This is a genomic window from Streptomyces sp. DH12, assembly GCF_020873895.1.
Taxonomy (GTDB): domain Bacteria; phylum Actinomycetota; class Actinomycetes; order Streptomycetales; family Streptomycetaceae; genus Streptomyces.
On record NZ_JAHWGT010000009.1, the window covers coordinates 66188 to 83754 of the forward strand.

Genomic DNA, 17567 nt, shown 5'->3' on the forward strand with positions numbered 1-17567 from the left:
GCGGGCGCTCAGTGCCCGGTGCGCAGCCCGTCGAAGGCGAGCCGGACGACCGTGTCCGTGACCTGCTGCCGGTCCGCCCCGTCGCCCGGCAGCGGCCGGTACCACTCGACCATGGAGTTGACCATGCCGAAGAGGAGCCGCGTCGCGGTCTTTATGTCCACGTCGGACCGCAGGTCGCCCTCGCCCGCGGCGGCCTTCATCAGGTCGGCGACGCGGTGGTCGAACTCGCGGCGCCGCTCCAGCGCCCAGCGCTCGGTCCGCGTGTTGCCGCGCACGCGCAGCAGGAGCGTGACGTAGGGCAGCTCGTCCATGAGCACCTCGACGGTACGCCGCGTGACGTACTCGACCCGCTCCACGGCCCTCCCGCGGGTGGCGGGCTCCTCGTCGAGGACGGCGAAGAGGCCGTCCAGGGCGCGGCTGACCGCCCGCCGCAGCAGCTCCTCCTTGCCCGTCACATGGTGGTAGATCGAGGACTTCGAGATGCCGGCCGCCTTGGAGAGGTGCTCCATGGACGTGCCGTCGTAGCCGCGCTCGTTGAACACCCGGACGGCGACGGAGAGCAGCGTCTCGGGCGTGTACGTGTCCCGCCTGGCGGTGGTCATCGTCCGGTCTCCCGCTTGTCGTCGGCGTAGGAGTGGCGGAAGAGCGCCAGGGAGGGCGCGTACCGTCCCGACGGGTCGCGCTGGTGCATCTCGTCCAGGACGTCGTAGGCCCAGTTCCGGCCGAGCCTGCGGCTCCACTCGATCGGTCCGAGGGGATAGTTCACGCCGAGCCGCATGGCCGTGTCGACGTCCTCCTCGGTGGCGACGCCCTTGGCCACGGCCTCGTGCGCCAGGTCGATGAGCCGGGCCACCGTGCGGGCGACGATCATGCCGGGCACGTCGGCGATGACGCTCACCTTCTTGCCGAGCGCCTGGAAGAGCCCGATCGCCTGTCCGAGCGTCTCGGGGGAGGTGTCCGGGCCCGCGGCCAGGGCGACACGGGTCGCCGTGCGGTAGTCGAGGGCGAGGTCGAAGTAGACGACGTCGCGGAACTCCACGGACGTCTGGCCGTCGGCCGCGACCAGCTGGCCGCCGGTGGGCAGCACCAGCCGGGTGCCCTTGTCCTCTTCCTCCTCGCGCAGGGGTATGCCGGACTCGCGGATCATCTCCAGCAGCTCGCCGTGGGGTTCGAGGTCGCCCTCGACGACGAGGTGCGCGGGCGGCGCCGCGGGCTCGGCGGTGTGCGGCTCGGGGTGGTGGGCGCCCTCGTCGTCGTACGCGTACCAGCCGCGGCCCGTCTTGCGGCCCAGCATCCCGGCCTCGACGAGACGGCGCTGCGCCAGCGACGGCCGGAACCTCGGGTCCTGGAAGAAGGCCTCCCAGACGGAGCGGGTGACGGCCTCGTTGACGTCGTGGCCGATGAGGTCGGTCAGCTCGAAGGCGCCCATGCGGAAGCCGCCCGACTCGCGCAGGACGGCGTCGATGGTGGCCGGGTCGGCGGCCTGCTCCTCGTGTACGGCGAAGGCCTCCGCGTAGAAGGGGCGGGCGATCCGGTTGACGAGGAAGCCGGGGGTGTCGGCGCAGGCCACGGGCGTCTTGCCCCAGGCGCGGGCCGTCTCGTACGCGCGCGTGGCGGAGGCGATGTCGGTGGCGAAGCCGCTGACGACCTCCACGAGCGGCAGCAGCGGCGCCGGGTTGAAGAAGTGCATGCCGACGAAGCGGCCGGGGAGGCGCAGCGCGCCCGCGATGGCGGTGATCGAGAGGGAGGAGGTGTTGGTGGCGAGCAGGCAGCCCTCGTCGACGGTCTTCTCCAGGGCGGCGAAGAGCTCCTGCTTGACGGCGAGGTCCTCCACGATCGCCTCGACGACGAGCGCGGCGTCGGCCAGCTCGCCGAGGCTGCCCGCGGGCGTAAGCCGCGCCGCGGCGGCGTCCCGCTCCTCGGGAGCCAGCCGGCCCTTCGCGACCAGCCGGTCCAGCCGCCCGACGACGGCCTCGGCGGCCTGCGCGGCCCGGCCGGGGGCGGTGTCGTAGAGGCGGACGGGGTGGCCGGCGACCAGCGCGACCTGCGCGATGCCCTGGCCCATGGTGCCGGTGCCGACGACGGCGACGGTCCGGTCCCGCTCGACGGCGCTCCCGGCCGCCCGGGTGGTGGCCTCTGTGTCGGTCATACCAGTGATCCTCCCCGATGCGTTGTCCACAGGTCCGAGAGACCCCCTTGTCCCGACCGATCGTTCGGTTACTCTAGCTCTGTCCGCCTGTCCCCGCCCAGCTCACCGAGGAGTTGGTCCGCCATGGCCGCCGCGCAGCTGTCCCCCGCCCACCTGGCCGAGAGGCACCGGCCCACACTCGACCAGGCGCTGGAGGCGATCCGGACGCGTGCCTACTGGTCCCCGCACCCGGAGCACCCGAAGGCCTACGGGGAGGACGGCTCGCTGAGCGCCGCCGACGGCCTGGCCGCACACCGCGCCACGCTGGGGTCCCGCTTCGAACTGGACCAGCCGGGCACGGACGGCTGGACGGGCGGGGAGACCTCCCCGTACGGCCCGGCGCTGGGCGTCGAGTACCCGCACGTCGACGTGGACGTCCTGCTCCCCGCGATGCGCGCCGGCATGGCGGCCTGGCGGGACGCGGGCCCGGAGACGCGCGCCCTGGTGTGCCTGGAGGTCCTCGCCCGGATCAGCGCCCGGACGCACGAGTTCGCGCACGCGGTGATGCACACCAGCGGGCAGGCGTTCATGATGGCGTTCCAGGCCGGCGGCCCGCACGCCCAGGACCGCGGCCTGGAGGCGGTCGCCTACGCGTACGCGGAGCAGACGCGCACGCCGGACGACGCCGAGTGGTCCAAGCCGCAGGGCAAGCGCGACCCGCTGCGGCTGCGCAAGACGTTCACGCCGGTCGGCCGAGGCATCGCCCTGATGATCGGCTGCAACACCTTCCCCACGTGGAACGGCTACCCCGGCCTCTTCGCCTCCCTCGCCACGGGCAACGCCGTCCTGGTCAAGCCGCACCCGCGCGCGGTGCTGCCGCTCGCCCTGACGGTGCGCGTCGCCCGCGAGGTGCTGGCGGAGGCGGGCTTCGACCCGAACCTCGTGGCCCTGGCCGCCGAGCGCCCCGGCGAGGGCATCGCCAAGGCACTGGCCGTCCGCCCGGAGATCCGGATCATCGACTACACCGGCTCCACGTCGTTCGGCGACTGGCTGGAGGAGAACGCCCGCCAGGCCCAGGTGTACACGGAGAAGGCCGGCGTCAACACCGTCGTCGTCGACTCCACCGACGACTACCGCGGCATGCTGGCCAACCTCGCCTTCTCGCTCTCCCTGTACAGCGGTCAGATGTGCACCACCCCGCAGAACCTGCTGATCCCCCGCGACGGCATCGCCACCGACGCCGGCCACAAGACGTACGACGAGGTCGTCACGGACCTCGCCGCCGCGGTGGACGGCCTGCTCGGCGACGACGCCCGGGCGAACGGCCTGCTGGGCGCGCTGGTCAACCCGGACGTGAAGGCGCGTCTGGAGGCGGCCGCCGGGCTCGGCGAGGTGGCCCTGGCCTCCCGCGAGGTCACCCACCCGGACTTCCCCGACGCCGTGGTCCGCACGCCGCTCGTGGTGAGGCTCGACGGCTCCAAGCCCGACGCGGAGGCCGCCTACATGTCGGAGTGCTTCGGCCCGGTCTCGTTCGCCGTGTCGGTGGACTCGACCGCCGACGCGCTGGAGCTGCTGCGCCGCACGGTCCGCGAGAAGGGCGCCATGACGGTCGGGGCGTACACGACCTCTGCGGAGGTGGAGCGGGCGGTCGAGGAGGTGTGCCTGGAGGAGTCGGCGCAGCTGTCGCTGAACCTCACGGGCGGCGTCTACGTCAACCAGACGGCGGCGTTCTCCGACTTCCACGGCTCCGGCGGCAACCCCGCCGCCAACGCCGCCCTGTGCGACAGCGCCTTCGTCGCCAACCGCTTCCGCGTGGTGGAGGTCCGCCGCCCGGCGTGACACTCCCGCGGACCCCGCCGGCCCGCGCCCCGGAGCACGGCTCCGGGGCACCGGGCCCGCGGTGCGCGGCCCCGGCGGACAGCCCGGCGCGGACCGGTGGGCCAGCGGTTCCGGCGGTCTCACGCGGGGGTGTCGGTGATCTCCGCGTACCGCTGGATCCAGGCGTGCATCGCGATCGCGGCGGCGGCGCCCGCGTTGATCGAGCGGGTCGAACCGAACTGGGCGATCGAGCAGACCGTCCGCGCGTGCCGGCGCGCCTCCTCGGTGAGTCCGGGCCCCTCCTGCCCGAACAGCAGCACGCAGCGGCGGGGAAGCTCCGTCCGCTCCAGCGGCACCGCCCCCGGCAGGTTGTCGATGCCGATGATCGGCAGCCCCTCGGCCTCGGCCCACGCCGTCAGCGACGCGGTGTCGGGGTGGTGGCGGACGTGCTGGTACCGGTCGGTGACCATCGCGCCGCGCCGGTTCCAGCGCCGTCGGCCGACGATGTGGACCTCCTTCGCCAGGAAGGCGTTGGCGGTCCGGACGACCGAGCCGATGTTGAAGTCGTGGCCCCAGTTCTCCACGGCCACGTGGAAGTCGTGCCGCCGGGTGTCGAGGTCGGCGACGATCGCCTCGCGCGTCCAGTACCGGTACCGGTCGGCGACGTTGCGCCGGTCGCCCCCGGCGAGCAGTTCGGGGTCGTACCTCGCGCCCTGCGGCCACGGCCGGGGGTGCGGGCCGACACCGACCTCGGGGCCGTAGCCGTCGTCGTACTGGAGTGGGGTTTCCGCGGGGGTCTCGCTGCTCACCCGACGAGGGTACGGGGGTGCGGCGCGTCCGGCGCCGGCCGCTCGCCCGCCCGCGGCGTACCGCCGGGGCGCAGCCGCCGCCCCGCCGTGCGGGCCCGCCGCTCCAGCCACAGCAGGAAGACCGTCGGCAGGAACACGGCGTCCGCCGCGATCATCGCCAGCGAGAAGAAGGGCAGGCCGAGCAGGACGGCGATCCCGGCGTGCTCCAGCATCATCACCGCCAGGAGCACGTTCTTGACGCGGCGGTTGAAGAGCGTGAAGGGGAAGGCGACCTGCACGATCACCGTGCCGTAGGTGATCAGCATGACCACCACCCCACTGCCCGCCAGGAAGTCCGAGAGGGCGGGCCAGGGGGTGAAGTAGTCGAGCTGGAGCGGGTAGTACAGCGCCGTGCCGTCCTGCCAGCGGGAACCCTGGATCTTGTACCAGCCGGCCGTCGCGTAGATCAGGCACACCTCGGCCATGATCACGGCGAGGGCGGCGTTGTGCAGCAGGTTCGCAAGGACGTCGAGCAGGGTGCGCGGCTCACCGGGGGCGAAGCGGCACACCAGCCACCACAGGCCCTGCGCGAGCCACAGCAGCCACAGCAGGACCAGCAACCACGGCTCGCCGCTGCGGTCGCGGAAGAGCACGACCGCCACGAGGCCGAAGCCCAGGACCGCCCACAGCGCCACGCCCGTGCGGTCGACCCGGGGGGCGGGCCGGCGCGCCGCCCTGCGGGCGTCCAGCGACCACGAGCGCCCGCAGCGGGTGAGGACGAGGTAGAGCGCCATGAGGTGGATGACGTTGTCACCGCCGTCGCCCATGAAGACGGAGCGGTTTTGCAACGAGAGCACGCCGACCATGAAGAGGACGGACGTCGCACGGGTGCGCCAGCCGACCAGCAGCAGCGCGCTGGAGAGCACGGCGCCCGCGTAGACGGCCTCGAACCACAGCGCGGAGTCCGACCACATCAGGACGGTGAAGGAGTGGTTGTCCTCGATCAGCCGCCGCGCCATGTCCCAGCTCCACGGGGACTGCGGCCCGTACAGCTCGTGGCGGTGCGGGAACTCGCGCAGCAGGAACAGCAGCCAGGCCGCGGCGAACCCGATGCGGACGACCGCCGTCTGGTGCGGGCCCATGACCGTGCCGGTGACCTTGTGGACCGCCCTGGCGAGCCGGCGATCCGGCCCTTCGCGGTGCGCGCCCGGCGCGGGGGCGCGGCGTGCCGCGGGCGGCGGACCGTCGGACGGGCCGTGCGGGGCGGGGGTCCGGGGCCGCGGGACGCGCTCGCCGTCCACGCGGGACGCGGGGGCTGCCGGAGCTGCTGGGGTTGGGGGCGCTGCGGGCGCTGCCGGGGCCGGGGGTGCCGCGGCAGGCTCAGGGGACTCGGGACGCGCGCTGGACGCGGGGGGCGCGGGAGCCGGGAGCGGTACGGTGCGCTCGTCGGGGCCGCCGGCGGGCCGGGGGGCGCTGGGGTTCACCGGGCCTCCTCCGTCGCGCGGCCGCCGGTGACGCCGCCCGGCAGGTCGGCGGCGGTCACGGTCCACCAGGGCAGGACCCGGCGGAAGGGACGTGTGTCGATCTTCTCGTCGCTCCACGGAGGGGCCCCGACGCCGGTGGTGGAGGAGCGTATCTGTATCCGCTCGATCCGTCCGCCCAGCCGGTGGTCCTCCAGCCGGTCCATCGCGATGCGCCGGATGTAGCGCTCGGAGAGCTCGGCGCGCAGTCCGGTGCCGCGGTCGTCGTCGCCGTGCTGGTTGGCGTAGAAGTCCCAGGCGCGGCGCAGCTCGTTCTGCTGCGTGTGGCTGGGGATGGGGTTCCCCCGGATGGCCGCTCCGTCCTCGCCGGTCAGATCGATCCACGGGGTGACCCGGCGTCCGCCGTCGCCCACCACCTCGGCGCGCACGTGCACGGCGATGTTCTGCTGGAGCGGATTGGGGGCGAAGAGCTTCCAGTTCTGCTCGAACTCGGGCATGACCCAGGCGTCGACCGCCGCGCCGTGCTGCTTGGTGAGGGTGTTCGACGGGGCGACGTGGAGGAACACCACGGCGACGTGGAGGCAGGCGGCGAGCCCGATCACCGCGAGTGCGACGGCCGCCGCCACCTGGTAGGGCAGGGAGAGACCGGCCATCCCGGCCGGACCTGGCACTTCACCGTGAGCAGCGTGCCCGGCGCGTTCCCGCTGCCCGTCGTACGACTCCATCCCGCCCCGTTCCGCGTCGCTCCACCGCAGTTATCCACAGGGTTGACACCATACGGGCCGCCGACTCACCATTGAAGTCATTCAACCGAACGATCGGTCGGTAGGGGGCTCGATGACGGCAGTGACTGCGGACTCGCAGGAGGCGTACGAGGCGGCGTTCGACGCCGCCGTCGCCGCGGACGAGCGGATCGAACCACGCGACTGGATGCCCGACGCCTACCGGGCGACGCTGGTCCGGCAGATCGCCCAGCACGCCCACTCCGAGATCATCGGCATGCAGCCCGAGGCGAACTGGATCACCCGCGCCCCCTCCCTGCGCCGCAAGGCCATCCTCATGGCCAAGGTGCAGGACGAGGCGGGCCACGGCCTGTACCTCTACAGCGCGGCGGAGACCCTGGGAGTCGGCCGGGACGAGCTGCTGGACAAGCTCCACTCGGGCCGCCAGAAGTACTCGTCGATCTTCAACTACCCCACGCTGACCTGGGCCGACGTCGGCGCGATCGGCTGGCTCGTGGACGGCGCCGCGATCACCAACCAGGTGCCGCTGTGCCGCTGCTCCTACGGGCCGTACGCCCGCGCGATGGTCCGCGTCTGCAAGGAGGAGTCCTTCCACCAGCGCCAGGGGTACGAGGCGCTGCTCGCCCTCTCCCGCGGCACCCCCGCCCAGCACGCGATGGCGCAGGACGCCGTGGACCGCTGGTGGTGGCCCTCGCTGATGATGTTCGGCCCGCCCGACGACGAGTCGGCGCACTCCGCCCAGTCCATGGCGTGGAAGATCAAGCGCCACTCCAACGACGAGCTGCGCCAGCGCTTCGTCGACATCTGCGTGCCGCAGGCCGAGTCCCTCGGTCTCACCCTCCCCGACCCGGACCTCCGGTGGAACGAGGAGCGCGGCCACTACGACTTCGGCGCCATCGACTGGGCCGAGTTCCGCGAGGTCCTCAAGGGCAACGGCCCGTGCAACGACCAGCGGATCACCCAGCGCCGGCGCGCCCACGAGGAGGGCGCGTGGGTGAGGGACGCGGCGGCCGCGTACGCCGCGAAGCACAGCGATCGGACCACGGGCGACACGTCCGGGCAGACCGGGGAGGCGACGGCATGACGACGAGCGACTGGCCGCTGTGGGAGGTGTTCGTGCGCTCGCGCCGCGGGCTGTCCCACACCCACGCCGGCAGCCTGCACGCCCCCGACGCCGAGATGGCCCTGCGCAACGCCCGGGACCTGTACACCCGGCGCAGCGAGGGCGTCTCCGTCTGGGTCGTCCCCTCCGCGGCGATCACCGCGTCGTCCCCCGACGAGAAGGACCCCTTCTTCGAGCCGGCGGCCGACAAGCCCTACCGGCACCCCACCTTCTACGAGATCCCCGAGGGGGTGCAGCACCTGTGACGACGACCCTGCACACGGCGGCCCTCGCCCTCGGCGACGACGCCCTGGTGCTCTCGCACCGCCTGGGGGAGTGGGCGGGCCACGCCCCGGTGCTGGAGGAGGAGGTCGCCCTCGCCAACATCGCCCTCGACCTGCTCGGCCAGGCCCGCGTCCTGCTCTCCCTCGTCGGGGACGAGGACGAGCTCGCCTTCCTCCGCGAGGAGCGGGCCTTCCGCAACGCCCAGCTGGTCGAGCAGCCGAACGGCGACTTCGCCCACACCATCGTCCGCCAGCTGTACTTCTCCACCTACCAGCGGCTCCTCTACGGCCGGGTCGCGGCCGCCCCGCCCGACACCGGCGACGAGGCCCACGAGACCGACACGGCCCGCGAGACGCTGCGGGGCCTGGCCGCGAAGGCGGTCAAGGAGGTCGCCTACCACCAGGACCACGCCGAGCAGTGGACACTCCGCCTCGGCGACGGCACGCAGGAGAGCCACGACCGGATGCAGACCGCGTGCGACGCGCTGTGGCGGTTCACCGGCGAGCTGTTCCAGCCCCTCGAAGGGGTCGACGTCGACTGGCGGGAGCTGGAGGCCGACTGGCTCACCTCGGTCTCCGCGGTACTGGACCGGGCCACCCTGCGCCTGCCCGAGGGTCCGCGCGCCACCGGATGGGCCGCGGGCGCCGGCCGCCAGGGCCTGCACACCGAGCCGTTCGGCCGGATGCTCGCCGAGATGCAGCACCTGCACCGCAGCCACCCGGGGGCGTCGTGGTGACCGCGACACCGCTGGAGGAGGAGCTGAGCCGGCTGGCCGGTTCGGTACCCGACCCCGAGCTGCCCGTCCTCACCCTGGAGGACCTCGGCGTCCTCAAGGGCGTACGGGTCGACGGTCCGGGCCGTGTCACGGTCGAGCTGACCCCCACCTACACCGGCTGCCCCGCCGTCGAGGCGATGGCCTCGGACATCGAGCGGGTCCTCCACGACCACGGCGTGGCCCAGGTGTCCGTGGTGACGGTCCTCTCGCCCGCCTGGTCCACCGACGACATCAGCGACGAAGGGCGGCGCAAGCTCGCCGAGTTCGGCATAGCCCCGCCCCGCCCGCAGCGGCAGTCGGACGGTCCGGTGCCCCTCACCCTCGCCATTCGCTGCCCGCGCTGCGGCTCGACCGACACCGAGCTGCTCAGCAGGTTCTCCTCGACCGCGTGCAAGTCGCTGCGCCGCTGCGCCGCCTGCCGCGAACCCTTCGACCACTTCAAGGAGTTGTAGATGTTCCATCCGCTCCGGGTGAGCGAGGTCGAGCGGCTCACGGACGACTCGGTGGCCGTCACCCTCGCCGTCCCGCCGGAGTCGCGGGAGGCCTTCCGCCACACCCCCGGCCAGCACCTGACGATGCGCCGGCTCACCCCCGACGGCGTGGAGGTCCGCCGCACGTACTCGATCTGCTCACCGGCCGTCCCTGCCGGCGAGGACCCGGTACTGCGGGTGGGCATCCGGCTCGTCGAGGGCGGCGAGTTCTCCACCTGGGCCCTCAAGGAACTCGCGGTGGGCCACACCGTGGAGGTCATGGAGCCGATGGGCCGGTTCGTCCTGGCGCCGCGGCCCGGGCACTTCGCGGCGGTCGTCGGCGGCAGCGGCATCACACCGGTGCTGTCGATCGCGGCGACCCTGCTGGCACGTGAGCCCGAGGCCAGGTTCTGCCTCGTACGCAGCGACCGCACGGCCGCCTCGACGATGTTCCTCGACGAGGTCGCCGACTTGAAGGACCGCTACCCGGACCGGTTCCAGCTGGTGACGGTGCTGTCCCGGGAGGAGCAGCAGACGGGCCTGCCGTCGGGCCGACTGGACGAGGGGCGGCTCACCGGGCTGCTCCCGGCGCTGCTCCCCGTGGCGGACGTGGACGGCTGGTACCTGTGCGGTCCGTTCGGGCTGGTGCGGGGCGCCGAGCGGGCGCTGCGGGGCCTCGGCGTCGAGCGCGCCCGCATCCACCAGGAGATCTTCCACGTGGACGACGGCTCGTCCACGGCGCGACGGGCCCCGGGGGACGCCACCGGTGCCACGCTGACCGCCACCCTGGACGGCCGCTCCGGGACATGGCCGGTCCAGGAGGGCGAGACCCTTCTGGAGACGGTGCTGCGCAGCAGGTCGGACGCGCCCTACGCCTGCAAGGGCGGCGTGTGCGGCACGTGTCGGGCGTTCCTCGTCACGGGCGAGGTGCGCATGGACCGCAACTACGCCCTGGAGTCGGAGGAGACGGACGCCGGGTACGTCCTGGCCTGCCAGTCCCATCCGACGACGCCGCGGGTGGAGCTGGACTTCGACCGCTGACGCCCCACCGCCCGACCCCGACGGCGCGGTCCCAGCCACCAGCCCGGCTCGGGCGCCGGGCGCGCGCGGCCGGCCGGACCCGGACGCGGATGCCCGCCGGCTCGGGCGCCGAGCGGGCGCAACCAGGTGCGGACGCCCGCCGGCCCGGCGCCGGGCGGCCGGCGGCGCGGCCGCCTGCCCGGCCCGGGGTCAGGCGACGAAGGCCGGGCCCCCGTGGTCGGCCACCATCGGGCGGCCGGCGCCCTCCCAGGCGAGCATGCCACCGTCGACGTTCACCGCGTCGATGCCCTGCTGCACCAGGTACTGGGTGACCTGCGCGGACCGGCCGCCGACCCGGCACATCACGTAGGCGCGCCGCCCGTCGGCCACAGCCTCCGTCACCTCGCCGAAGCGGGCGACGAAGTCGCTCATCGGCACGTGCAGGGCGCCGTCGACGTGGCCGGCCGCCCACTCGTCGGCCTCCCGTACGTCGAGGATCAGCGCGTCACCCGGTACGGACGAGACATCCACGGTGGGCAGCGGGGCGAAGTTCATTTCGTGCGTCCTTCTTGTCAGGGCTGGTGCGGGGAGCCGGTCAGGCCGGCGAGTTCCGCCTCGCGCTCGGAGACCTGGGCCAGCAGCTGTTCGGCGACCTCGTCGAGCAGCCGGTCCGGGTCGTCGGGCGCCATCCGCAGCATCGCACCGATCGCGCTGTCCTCCAGCTCTCGCGCGGCCGCCGCCAGCAGCTCCTTGCGGTGCGCGAGCCACTCCAGCCGGGCGTACAGCTCCTCGCTCTCGCTCAGCAGCGGCACCGCGGGCGCGGGACCCGCCGCCCACTCCTCGGCCAGCTCGCGCAGCAGCGCCTCGTCCCCGCGCGCGTACGCGGCGTTGACCCGGGTGATGAACTCGTCCCGCCGCTTGCGCTCCCCCTCCTCGGTGGCCAGGTCGGGGTGGGCCCGGCGGACCAGGTCCCGGTAGACCCGGCGCACCTCGTCGCTGGGCCGGACCCGCTTGGGGGTCTGCACGGGCTGCTCGTTCAGCATCGCCGCGGCCTCCGGGGACAGTCCCTCGGAGTCGATCCAGCTGTGGAAGAGCTCGTCCACGCCCGGCATCGGCATGACCATGGCCCGCGCCTCCCGCGCCTTGCGCAGGTCGTCGGGGTCACCGGTCCGGGCCGCCCGCGCCTCGGCGATCAACGCGTCCAGCTCGTCGAGGCGCGCGTACATCGGCCCGAGCTTCTGGTGGTGCAGACGGGAGAAGTTCTCCACCTCGACGCGGAAGGTCTCCACGGCGATCTCGAACTCGATCAGCGCCTGCTCCGCCGCCCGCACGGCCCGCGCCAACCGCGCCTCGGGCGCCTCGGGCGCCTGGATTGCGGCGGGCGCCTCAGGCGTGGCAGGAGCCTCGGAGCCTTCCGGGGCCCCGGCCGCCTGCGGGGCGTCCGCTGCCTCGGGGGTGCCGGTCACGTCGTCGCTCGGGGTCGTCACCCGACCAGACTACGGGCGCACGCCACCCACCCGTCACACCCCCGGTTCGGCGGCGATCCGACCGGCGCGCACGGCGGCCACCAGGTCGGCGTGGTCGGCCTCGGTGCGGTCGGCGTACGCGATGGCGAAGCCGGCCACCGCCGCGTCCAGCTCGTCGCTCTTGCCGCAGTACGCCGCCACGAGCCTGGGGTCGGCACTGTGCGCGTGCGCCCGCGCCAGCAGGGCACCGGTCATCCGCCCGTAGTCGTCGATCTGGTCGGCGGAGAGCGCCGACGGGTCCACGCTCCCCTTCCGGTTGCGGAACTGCCGCACCTGGTACGGCCGTCCCTCGACGGTCGTCCACCCCAGCAGGCTGTCGCTGACGACCTGCATCCGCTTCTGCCCCCGCACCACCCGGCAGCCCTCGTGCGCGGGCGTCTCGACGTCGAAGCCGACCTCCGGCAGGTACGGCGCGAGCACCGACGGCCGGGCCTCCTTCACCTGGAGCACCAGCGGCTCGCCCCGGTGGTCCAGCAGCAGCACCACGTACGACCGGGTGCCGACGCTGCCCGTGCCCACCACCCGGAACGCCACGTCGTGGATGGCGTACCGGGCGAGCAGCGGCAGCCGGTCGGGCGGCAGCGTCTCCAGGTACGGGCCGAGGGACGCCGCGACCGCCGCGGCCTCCTGGTCGGCCACGCGCCGCAGCACCGGCGGGGCGTCCACGAAGCGGCGCACGCCGTCCGGGCAGGGCTCCGTGGACCGGGCGGCGAACCGGGCGCTGGTGTTCCGGCGGGCCTTCTCCGACACGCTCTGCAACGTGCCCAGCAGGTCCCGGGCGTCCGTGTACGAGACGAGCTCCTCGTCGGCGATGGCGTTCCAGGCGTCCAGGACGGGCATGCGGGCCAGCAGCCGCATGGTCCGGCGGTAGGCGCCCACGGTGTCGTACGCGGCGGCACGGCACACGTCCTCGTCGGCGCCCGCCTCCCGCCCGGCCAGCACCAGCGAGGTGGCGAGCCGCTTGAGGTCCCACTCCCAGGGGCCGACCACGGTCTCGTCGAAGTCGTTCAGGTCGATGACGAGCCGGCCGCTCGCGTCGCCGTAGAGGCCGAAGTTCGCGGCGTGCGCGTCCCCGCATATCTGGGCGCCGATCCCGGTGACGGGCGTCGCCGCCAGGTCGTGCGCCATCAGCCCGGCCGCCCCGCGCAGGAACGCGAACGGCGTCGCCGTCATCCGCCCGACCCGTATCGGCGCGAGGGCCGGCACCCGGTCGCGGCTCGACTCCTCGACGGCGCGCACGGCGTCGGGCCGCCCGGCCCTCAGGTGCAGGGCGTCGTGCGCGGACCGCGGCACCCGGCCGCGCAGGGCCTTTCCGCGCGCCTTCGGCCCGTCCGGCCCGCCCGCCCCGTACGCCCCCGGCGCCCGCCGGGCGAACCCCGGCACGTCCGGGATCCGCGCCGCCCCTCCACCAGCGGCACCGGCGGCAGCGCCGCCGGAACCGCCGACGCCGGCCGTACCCGACCCGGCGCCCGCGGCTCCGCCGCTGCCCGTCCGCTGCGCGGGCACCGCAGCCCGGATCTCGTCCATGCGCCCCACTTCCCCCACGTCCACCTACAGCAGTGCGACGACCGTACTCCTCGTCCCACCGCCCGTCTCCCCCTGTGGAAAACCACCGGACGACCACCGGACGACCACCGGCGGACCACCGGACGACCACCGGCGGACCACCGGACGACTGCCGTCAGACCCACGGGAGCCCCAGGACACCCCCGTCCGAAGGAGCGGAACGGAGCCTGTGCCACCGCACAACGAGACAGGGCCCCCACCCGGACTTCCGTCCTGGTGGAGACCCTGTCTCCTGTGGTGCGCGAGGGGGGAGTTGAACCCCCACGCCCTTTCGGGCACTGGAACCTGAATCCAGCGCGTCTGCCTATTCCGCCACCCGCGCATTGGGTGTTGTCGTTCGTGGCCCCACCTCGTTCGGTGCGACCGCCTGGCGACATCTGAAGATTAGCACGTCGGACGGGGTGGGTTCACATCCGTTGTTTCAGGGGCCCGGAGGACGAACAAGGAGAGGGAGAAGGTCGCGCGGAAGCCGGCGGACGGGACGCGCGGAGACCCCGGGGAGCCGCACGGGAGTGCACACGAGGGCAGGACACACGAGGAGACACAGGGAGGCGCGGGGAGTCGCGGGGAGGCGTGGAGGGACACGGGGACGACTACGCCGCCGGCCGACCGGTACGGATGGGACCCGAACGGGAACGGAACGGCTCGCCCCCCACTCATCCCAGGTGTGCCCCGGGTGCGGGACACTGTCCACAAGCCGCCTCTACGATCCGTGTGGGAGATGTGAGAGGTGACACTCGTCCACAGGGCAGTGAAGGGGAACCAGCCGATTTCCCGACGCGTGGATACGATCAGTGAGCAGTACCAGGACGGCAACGACGGAGGAGGTGCCCCATGGGAGTCCTGAAGCGGTTCGAGCAGCGACTCGAAGGCCTGGTCAACGGCACCTTCGCCAAGGTCTTCAAGTCCGAGGTCCAGCCCGTCGAGATCGCCGGGGCCCTCCAGCGCGAGTGCGACAACAACGCCACGATCTGGAACCGCGAGCGGACGGTCGTCCCGAACGACTTCATCGTCGAGCTGAGCACGCCGGACTACGAGCGCCTCAGCCCGTACTCCGGCCAGCTCGGTGACGAGCTCGCCGGCCTCGTCCGGGACTACGCCAAGCAGCAGCGGTACACGTTCATGGGCCCCATCAAGGTCCACCTGGAGAAGGCCGACGACCTCGACACGGGCCTCTACCGGGTCCGCAGCCGCACGCTCGCGTCCAGCTCGTCGCAGTCGGCGCAGCCGGTCGACGGCGGGCACCCGGGCCCGGCGGGCCCGCCCCAGGGCCAGGTCGGCCGCCCCGGCGGCTACGGCTACCCGCCCGCGGGCGCCCCGCCGATGCCGGCGGCCCCGCCGCCGGGCGGCGCGGGGGCGGCGCCCCGTCCCGGCGCCCCCGCGCACCGCCCGCCGGGCGCGTCGGGCCACGCCCCGGGCGCCGGCCAGGCCCGCTGCTGGATCGAGATCAACGGCACGCGCCATCAGATCTCCCGCCCCACCCTCGTGCTGGGCCGCAGCACCGACGCCGACGTGCGGATCGACGACCCCGGCGTATCCCGCCGTCACTGCGAGATCCGGACCGGAACGCCCTCGACGATCCAGGATCTGGGGTCCACCAACGGCATCGTGGTGGACGGGCAGCACACCACCCGCGCTACGCTCCGCGACGGCTCGCGGATCGTCGTGGGCAGCACCACCATCGTTTACCGGCAAGCCGAAGGGTGAAGCGGGGGCAATGTCAGAGCTGACCCTCACGGTCATGCGGTTGGGTTTCCTCGCCGTACTGTGGCTGTTCGTCATCGTGGCCGTCCAGGTCATCCGCAGCGACCTGTTCGGCACGCGCGTCACGCAGCGCGGTTCGCGCCGCGAGGCCGCGCGTCCGCAGCAGGGCGGCCGCCAGGGGGCGGCGGCACCGCCGCAGCAGCGGCAGCGCCGCGGCGCCCCCACCAAGCTCGTCGTGTCCGAGGGCACGCTCACCGGCACGACGGTCGCCCTCCAGGGCCAGACCATCACGCTGGGCCGCGCGCACGACTCCACGATCGTGCTGGACGACGACTACGCCTCCAGTCGGCATGCCAGGATCTACCCGGACCGTGACGGCCAGTGGATCGTCGAGGATCTCGGGTCCACGAACGGCACGTATCTCGACCGGACCCGACTCACCACGCCGACCCCGATTCCGCTGGGCGCGCCGATCCGCATCGGCAAGACCGTCATCGAGCTGCGGAAGTAGTACGACAATGAGCGAGCGGAGCGAGCGAGCCGCAGCGGTCCCCGAGGACCGGAGGGGGCTCCCGACCGGAGGGTGGGCAGTGTGGCTCGAGACCGGCTGTACCCCGAGGCAGAGTCGACAGGGCAGGTGCGCATGAGTCTGTCACTGCGCTTCGCCGCCGGGTCGCACAAGGGCATGATCCGCGAGGGCAACGAGGACTCCGGTTACGCCGGTCCCCGCCTGCTCGCCATCGCCGACGGCATGGGCGGCCAGGCCGCGGGCGAGGTGGCGTCCTCCGAGGTGATCTCCACGCTCGTCACGCTCGACGACGACGTCCCGGGCTCCGACATCCTCACCTCACTCGGCACGGCGGTGCAGCGCGCCAACGACCAGCTGCGCGAGATGGTCGAGGAGGACCCCCAGCTCGAAGGCATGGGGACGACCCTCACGGCCCTGCTGTGGACGGGCCAGCGGCTCGGCCTGGTCCACGTGGGCGACTCCCGCGCGTACCTCCTGCGCGACGGCGTCCTGACGCAGATCACGCAGGACCACACCTGGGTGCAGCGGCTCGTCGACGAGGGCCGGATCACCGAGGAGGAGGCCACCACCCACCCGCAGCGCTCCCTGCTGATGCGCGCCCTGGGCAGCGGCGACCACGTCGAACCCGACCTGTCGATCCGCGAGGTCCGCGCCGGCGACCGGTACCTCATCTGCTCCGACGGCCTCTCCGGCGTCGTCTCCCACCAGACGATGGAGGAGACGCTCGCCAGCTACCAGGGCCCGCAGGAGACCGTGCAGGAGCTCATCCAGCTCGCGCTGCGCGGCGGCGGCCCGGACAACATCACGGTGATCATCGCGGACGTCCTGGACGTCGACGGCGGTGACACCCTCGCCGGCCGGCTGAGCGACACGCCGGTCGTCGTCGGAGCGGTCGCCGAGAACCAGCAGCAGCTCAACGACGGCGGCGCCATGCAGACCCCGGCGGGCCGCGCGTCCGGTCTGGGGCGGGGGAGCCGGCAGCCGCCGGCCGGCGGCTTCGGCCCGCCCGGCAGCGGCGAGGACATCGGCTACGACGGCATGCCGCCGGAGGGCGGCGGCTACGGCGCGTACGGCGACGCGGAGCTGAGCAAGCCGCGCACCGGCCGCAGATGGATCAAGCGGGTCTTCTTCGCCCTGCTGGTGCTGGCGCTGCTCGGCGGTGGCGCGTACGGCGGCTACCGCTGGACGCAGACCCAGTACTACGTCGGCGCCAACGACGGCCACGTCGCGCTCTTCCGCGGCATCAGCCAGGATCTGGCCTGGGTCTCGCTGTCGGAGGTCGAGAAGGACCACCCCGACATCGAACTCAAGTACCTCCCCGCCTACCAGCAGAAGCAGGTCGAGGAGACGATCGCCGGCGGCAGCCGCACGAAGGCCGAGGCGAAGATCGAGGAGCTGGGGACCCAGGCGAGCGCCTGCCGCAAGCAGGAGCAGGCCCGCAAGGCCGCCGCGGCGGCCGGCGCCACACCGCCCAGCGAGGAGCAGGCCGGTGGCACCACGGGTGCCGCAGGCACCACCAAGCCCAAGCCGTCCACCACAGCCGTCCCCTCCCCGGGCCCCACCCTCACCGAGGACGAGAAGAGGCTGGCCTCGAACTGCGGCAAGCAGTAAGCACCCGTAGGGGGGCCTTTT

General features: G+C 73.4%; 17 protein-coding genes and 1 tRNA gene. 9 read left to right on the forward strand and 9 right to left on the reverse strand.

Going from position 1 to position 17567, the window contains the following annotated elements:
- Positions 1-8 precede the first annotated feature (8 nt).
- Together LPA54_RS10380 and LPA54_RS10385 are read right to left on the reverse strand one after the other, a co-directional pair.
- Complete coding sequence (locus tag LPA54_RS10380; RefSeq protein WP_228976121.1) at positions 9-602, reverse strand: TetR/AcrR family transcriptional regulator; 594 nt, start codon at positions 600-602, stop codon at positions 9-11.
- Positions 599-2149 carry a 3-hydroxyacyl-CoA dehydrogenase gene (locus tag LPA54_RS10385; RefSeq protein ID WP_228976123.1) on the reverse strand — a complete coding sequence of 517 codons (1551 nt, stop codon included), beginning with the start codon at positions 2147-2149 and terminating at the stop codon, positions 599-601. The genes LPA54_RS10380 and LPA54_RS10385 overlap by 4 nt, the downstream gene beginning before the upstream one ends.
- Positions 2150-2272: 123 nt before the next feature.
- Here LPA54_RS10385 and paaN point away from each other — a divergent pair, with 123 nt between their 5' ends.
- Positions 2273-3967 (forward strand): phenylacetic acid degradation protein PaaN, encoded by a 1695-nt coding sequence (gene paaN / locus LPA54_RS10390; RefSeq protein WP_228976124.1) that lies wholly within the window; start codon positions 2273-2275, stop codon positions 3965-3967.
- A gap of 119 nt (positions 3968-4086) precedes the next feature.
- Here the strand turns inward: paaN and LPA54_RS10395 are convergent, their stop codons facing one another.
- The 3 genes from LPA54_RS10395 to LPA54_RS10405 all read right to left on the reverse strand — a co-directional run bounded on the left by LPA54_RS10395 (position 4087) and on the right by LPA54_RS10405 (position 6940).
- Positions 4087-4755 carry a TrmH family RNA methyltransferase gene (locus LPA54_RS10395; protein WP_228976125.1) on the reverse strand — a complete coding sequence of 223 codons (669 nt, stop codon included), beginning with the start codon at positions 4753-4755 and terminating at the stop codon, positions 4087-4089.
- A complete protein-coding gene (locus tag LPA54_RS10400) occupies positions 4752-5876 on the reverse strand; it encodes an HTTM domain-containing protein (RefSeq protein ID WP_267486989.1) in 1125 nt (374 codons plus the stop codon). Before LPA54_RS10400 ends, LPA54_RS10395 begins: the two co-directional genes overlap by 4 nt.
- Positions 5877-6214: 338 nt before the next feature.
- On the reverse strand, positions 6215-6940 hold the full coding sequence (locus LPA54_RS10405; protein WP_228976129.1) for a DUF5819 family protein: 726 nt from the start codon (positions 6938-6940) through the stop codon (positions 6215-6217).
- Positions 6941-7052: 112 nt separating this feature from the next.
- Between LPA54_RS10405 and paaA the strand changes: the two genes are divergently transcribed.
- From paaA to LPA54_RS10430, 5 genes are read left to right on the forward strand one after another with little or no spacing between them, the layout of a single operon-like run.
- Positions 7053-8042 (forward strand): 1,2-phenylacetyl-CoA epoxidase subunit PaaA, encoded by a 990-nt coding sequence (gene paaA, locus LPA54_RS10410; RefSeq protein ID WP_228976135.1) that lies wholly within the window; start codon positions 7053-7055, stop codon positions 8040-8042.
- Entirely contained in the window at positions 8039-8326 is a 288-nt protein-coding gene (gene paaB, locus LPA54_RS10415; protein WP_228976136.1) for a 1,2-phenylacetyl-CoA epoxidase subunit PaaB, read from the forward strand. Before paaA ends, paaB begins: the two co-directional genes overlap by 4 nt.
- A complete protein-coding gene (gene paaC, locus LPA54_RS10420; protein ID WP_228976139.1) occupies positions 8323-9081 on the forward strand; it encodes a 1,2-phenylacetyl-CoA epoxidase subunit PaaC in 759 nt (252 codons plus the stop codon). The genes paaB and paaC overlap by 4 nt, the downstream gene beginning before the upstream one ends.
- Positions 9075-9572, forward strand: a complete 498-nt coding sequence (gene paaD, locus LPA54_RS10425; RefSeq protein WP_228976141.1) for a 1,2-phenylacetyl-CoA epoxidase subunit PaaD — start codon at positions 9075-9077, stop codon at positions 9570-9572. The genes paaC and paaD overlap by 7 nt, the downstream gene beginning before the upstream one ends.
- Positions 9573-10631, forward strand: a complete 1059-nt coding sequence (locus LPA54_RS10430; RefSeq protein WP_228976142.1) for a 2Fe-2S iron-sulfur cluster-binding protein — start codon at positions 9573-9575, stop codon at positions 10629-10631.
- 189 nt (positions 10632-10820) lie between these two features.
- Here LPA54_RS10430 and LPA54_RS10435 read toward each other — a convergent pair whose 3' ends face one another.
- The 4 genes from LPA54_RS10435 to LPA54_RS10450 all read right to left on the reverse strand — a co-directional run bounded on the left by LPA54_RS10435 (position 10821) and on the right by LPA54_RS10450 (position 14024).
- Positions 10821-11165 (reverse strand): rhodanese-like domain-containing protein, encoded by a 345-nt coding sequence (locus LPA54_RS10435; RefSeq protein WP_228976144.1) that lies wholly within the window; start codon positions 11163-11165, stop codon positions 10821-10823.
- A 17-nt stretch (positions 11166-11182) separates the two neighbouring features.
- Positions 11183-11983, reverse strand: a complete 801-nt coding sequence (locus tag LPA54_RS10440) for a hypothetical protein (protein WP_228976354.1) — start codon at positions 11981-11983, stop codon at positions 11183-11185.
- Positions 11984-12130: 147 nt separating this feature from the next.
- On the reverse strand, positions 12131-13663 hold the full coding sequence (locus LPA54_RS10445) for a DUF2252 domain-containing protein (RefSeq protein WP_228976146.1): 1533 nt from the start codon (positions 13661-13663) through the stop codon (positions 12131-12133).
- Positions 13664-13937: 274 nt separating this feature from the next.
- Positions 13938-14024: transfer RNA gene (locus tag LPA54_RS10450), tRNA-Leu, on the reverse strand.
- Positions 14025-14536: 512 nt separating this feature from the next.
- On the opposite strand from LPA54_RS10450, the gene LPA54_RS10455 reads away from it, so the two are divergent.
- The 3 genes from LPA54_RS10455 (at position 14537) to LPA54_RS10465 (ending at position 17546) form a co-directional block, all read left to right on the forward strand.
- Entirely contained in the window at positions 14537-15409 is an 873-nt protein-coding gene (locus LPA54_RS10455) for a DUF3662 and FHA domain-containing protein (protein ID WP_228976147.1), read from the forward strand.
- A 10-nt stretch (positions 15410-15419) separates the two neighbouring features.
- Positions 15420-15917 carry an FHA domain-containing protein gene (locus LPA54_RS10460; RefSeq protein WP_058943859.1) on the forward strand — a complete coding sequence of 166 codons (498 nt, stop codon included), beginning with the start codon at positions 15420-15422 and terminating at the stop codon, positions 15915-15917.
- A gap of 132 nt (positions 15918-16049) precedes the next feature.
- On the forward strand, positions 16050-17546 hold the full coding sequence (locus LPA54_RS10465; RefSeq protein WP_228976149.1) for a Stp1/IreP family PP2C-type Ser/Thr phosphatase: 1497 nt from the start codon (positions 16050-16052) through the stop codon (positions 17544-17546).
- The last annotated feature ends 21 nt before the right edge of the window (positions 17547-17567 follow it).

What these genes read in the sequence shown, in the direction of transcription:
- LPA54_RS10385 (WP_228976123.1), bottom strand. Translation starts at nt 2,149, where the DNA reads ATGACCGACACAGAGGCCACCACCCGGGCGGCCGGGAGCGCCGTCGAG.
- paaA (WP_228976135.1), top strand. Translation starts at nt 7,053, where the DNA reads ATGACGGCAGTGACTGCGGACTCGCAGGAGGCGTACGAGGCGGCGTTC.
- LPA54_RS10405 (WP_228976129.1), bottom strand. Translation starts at nt 6,940, where the DNA reads ATGGAGTCGTACGACGGGCAGCGGGAACGCGCCGGGCACGCTGCTCAC.
- LPA54_RS10445 (WP_228976146.1), bottom strand. Translation starts at nt 13,663, where the DNA reads ATGGACGAGATCCGGGCTGCGGTGCCCGCGCAGCGGACGGGCAGCGGC.
- LPA54_RS10400 (WP_267486989.1), bottom strand. Translation starts at nt 5,876, where the DNA reads ATGGGCCCGCACCAGACGGCGGTCGTCCGCATCGGGTTCGCCGCGGCC.
- LPA54_RS10465 (WP_228976149.1), top strand. Translation starts at nt 16,050, where the DNA reads ATGAGTCTGTCACTGCGCTTCGCCGCCGGGTCGCACAAGGGCATGATC.
- LPA54_RS10430 (WP_228976142.1), top strand. Translation starts at nt 9,573, where the DNA reads ATGTTCCATCCGCTCCGGGTGAGCGAGGTCGAGCGGCTCACGGACGAC.
- LPA54_RS10435 (WP_228976144.1), bottom strand. Translation starts at nt 11,165, where the DNA reads ATGAACTTCGCCCCGCTGCCCACCGTGGATGTCTCGTCCGTACCGGGT.
- LPA54_RS10380 (WP_228976121.1), bottom strand. Translation starts at nt 602, where the DNA reads ATGACCACCGCCAGGCGGGACACGTACACGCCCGAGACGCTGCTCTCC.
- paaN (WP_228976124.1), top strand. Translation starts at nt 2,273, where the DNA reads ATGGCCGCCGCGCAGCTGTCCCCCGCCCACCTGGCCGAGAGGCACCGG.
- paaB (WP_228976136.1), top strand. Translation starts at nt 8,039, where the DNA reads ATGACGACGAGCGACTGGCCGCTGTGGGAGGTGTTCGTGCGCTCGCGC.
- LPA54_RS10455 (WP_228976147.1), top strand. Translation starts at nt 14,537, where the DNA reads ATGGGAGTCCTGAAGCGGTTCGAGCAGCGACTCGAAGGCCTGGTCAAC.
- LPA54_RS10460 (WP_058943859.1), top strand. Translation starts at nt 15,420, where the DNA reads ATGTCAGAGCTGACCCTCACGGTCATGCGGTTGGGTTTCCTCGCCGTA.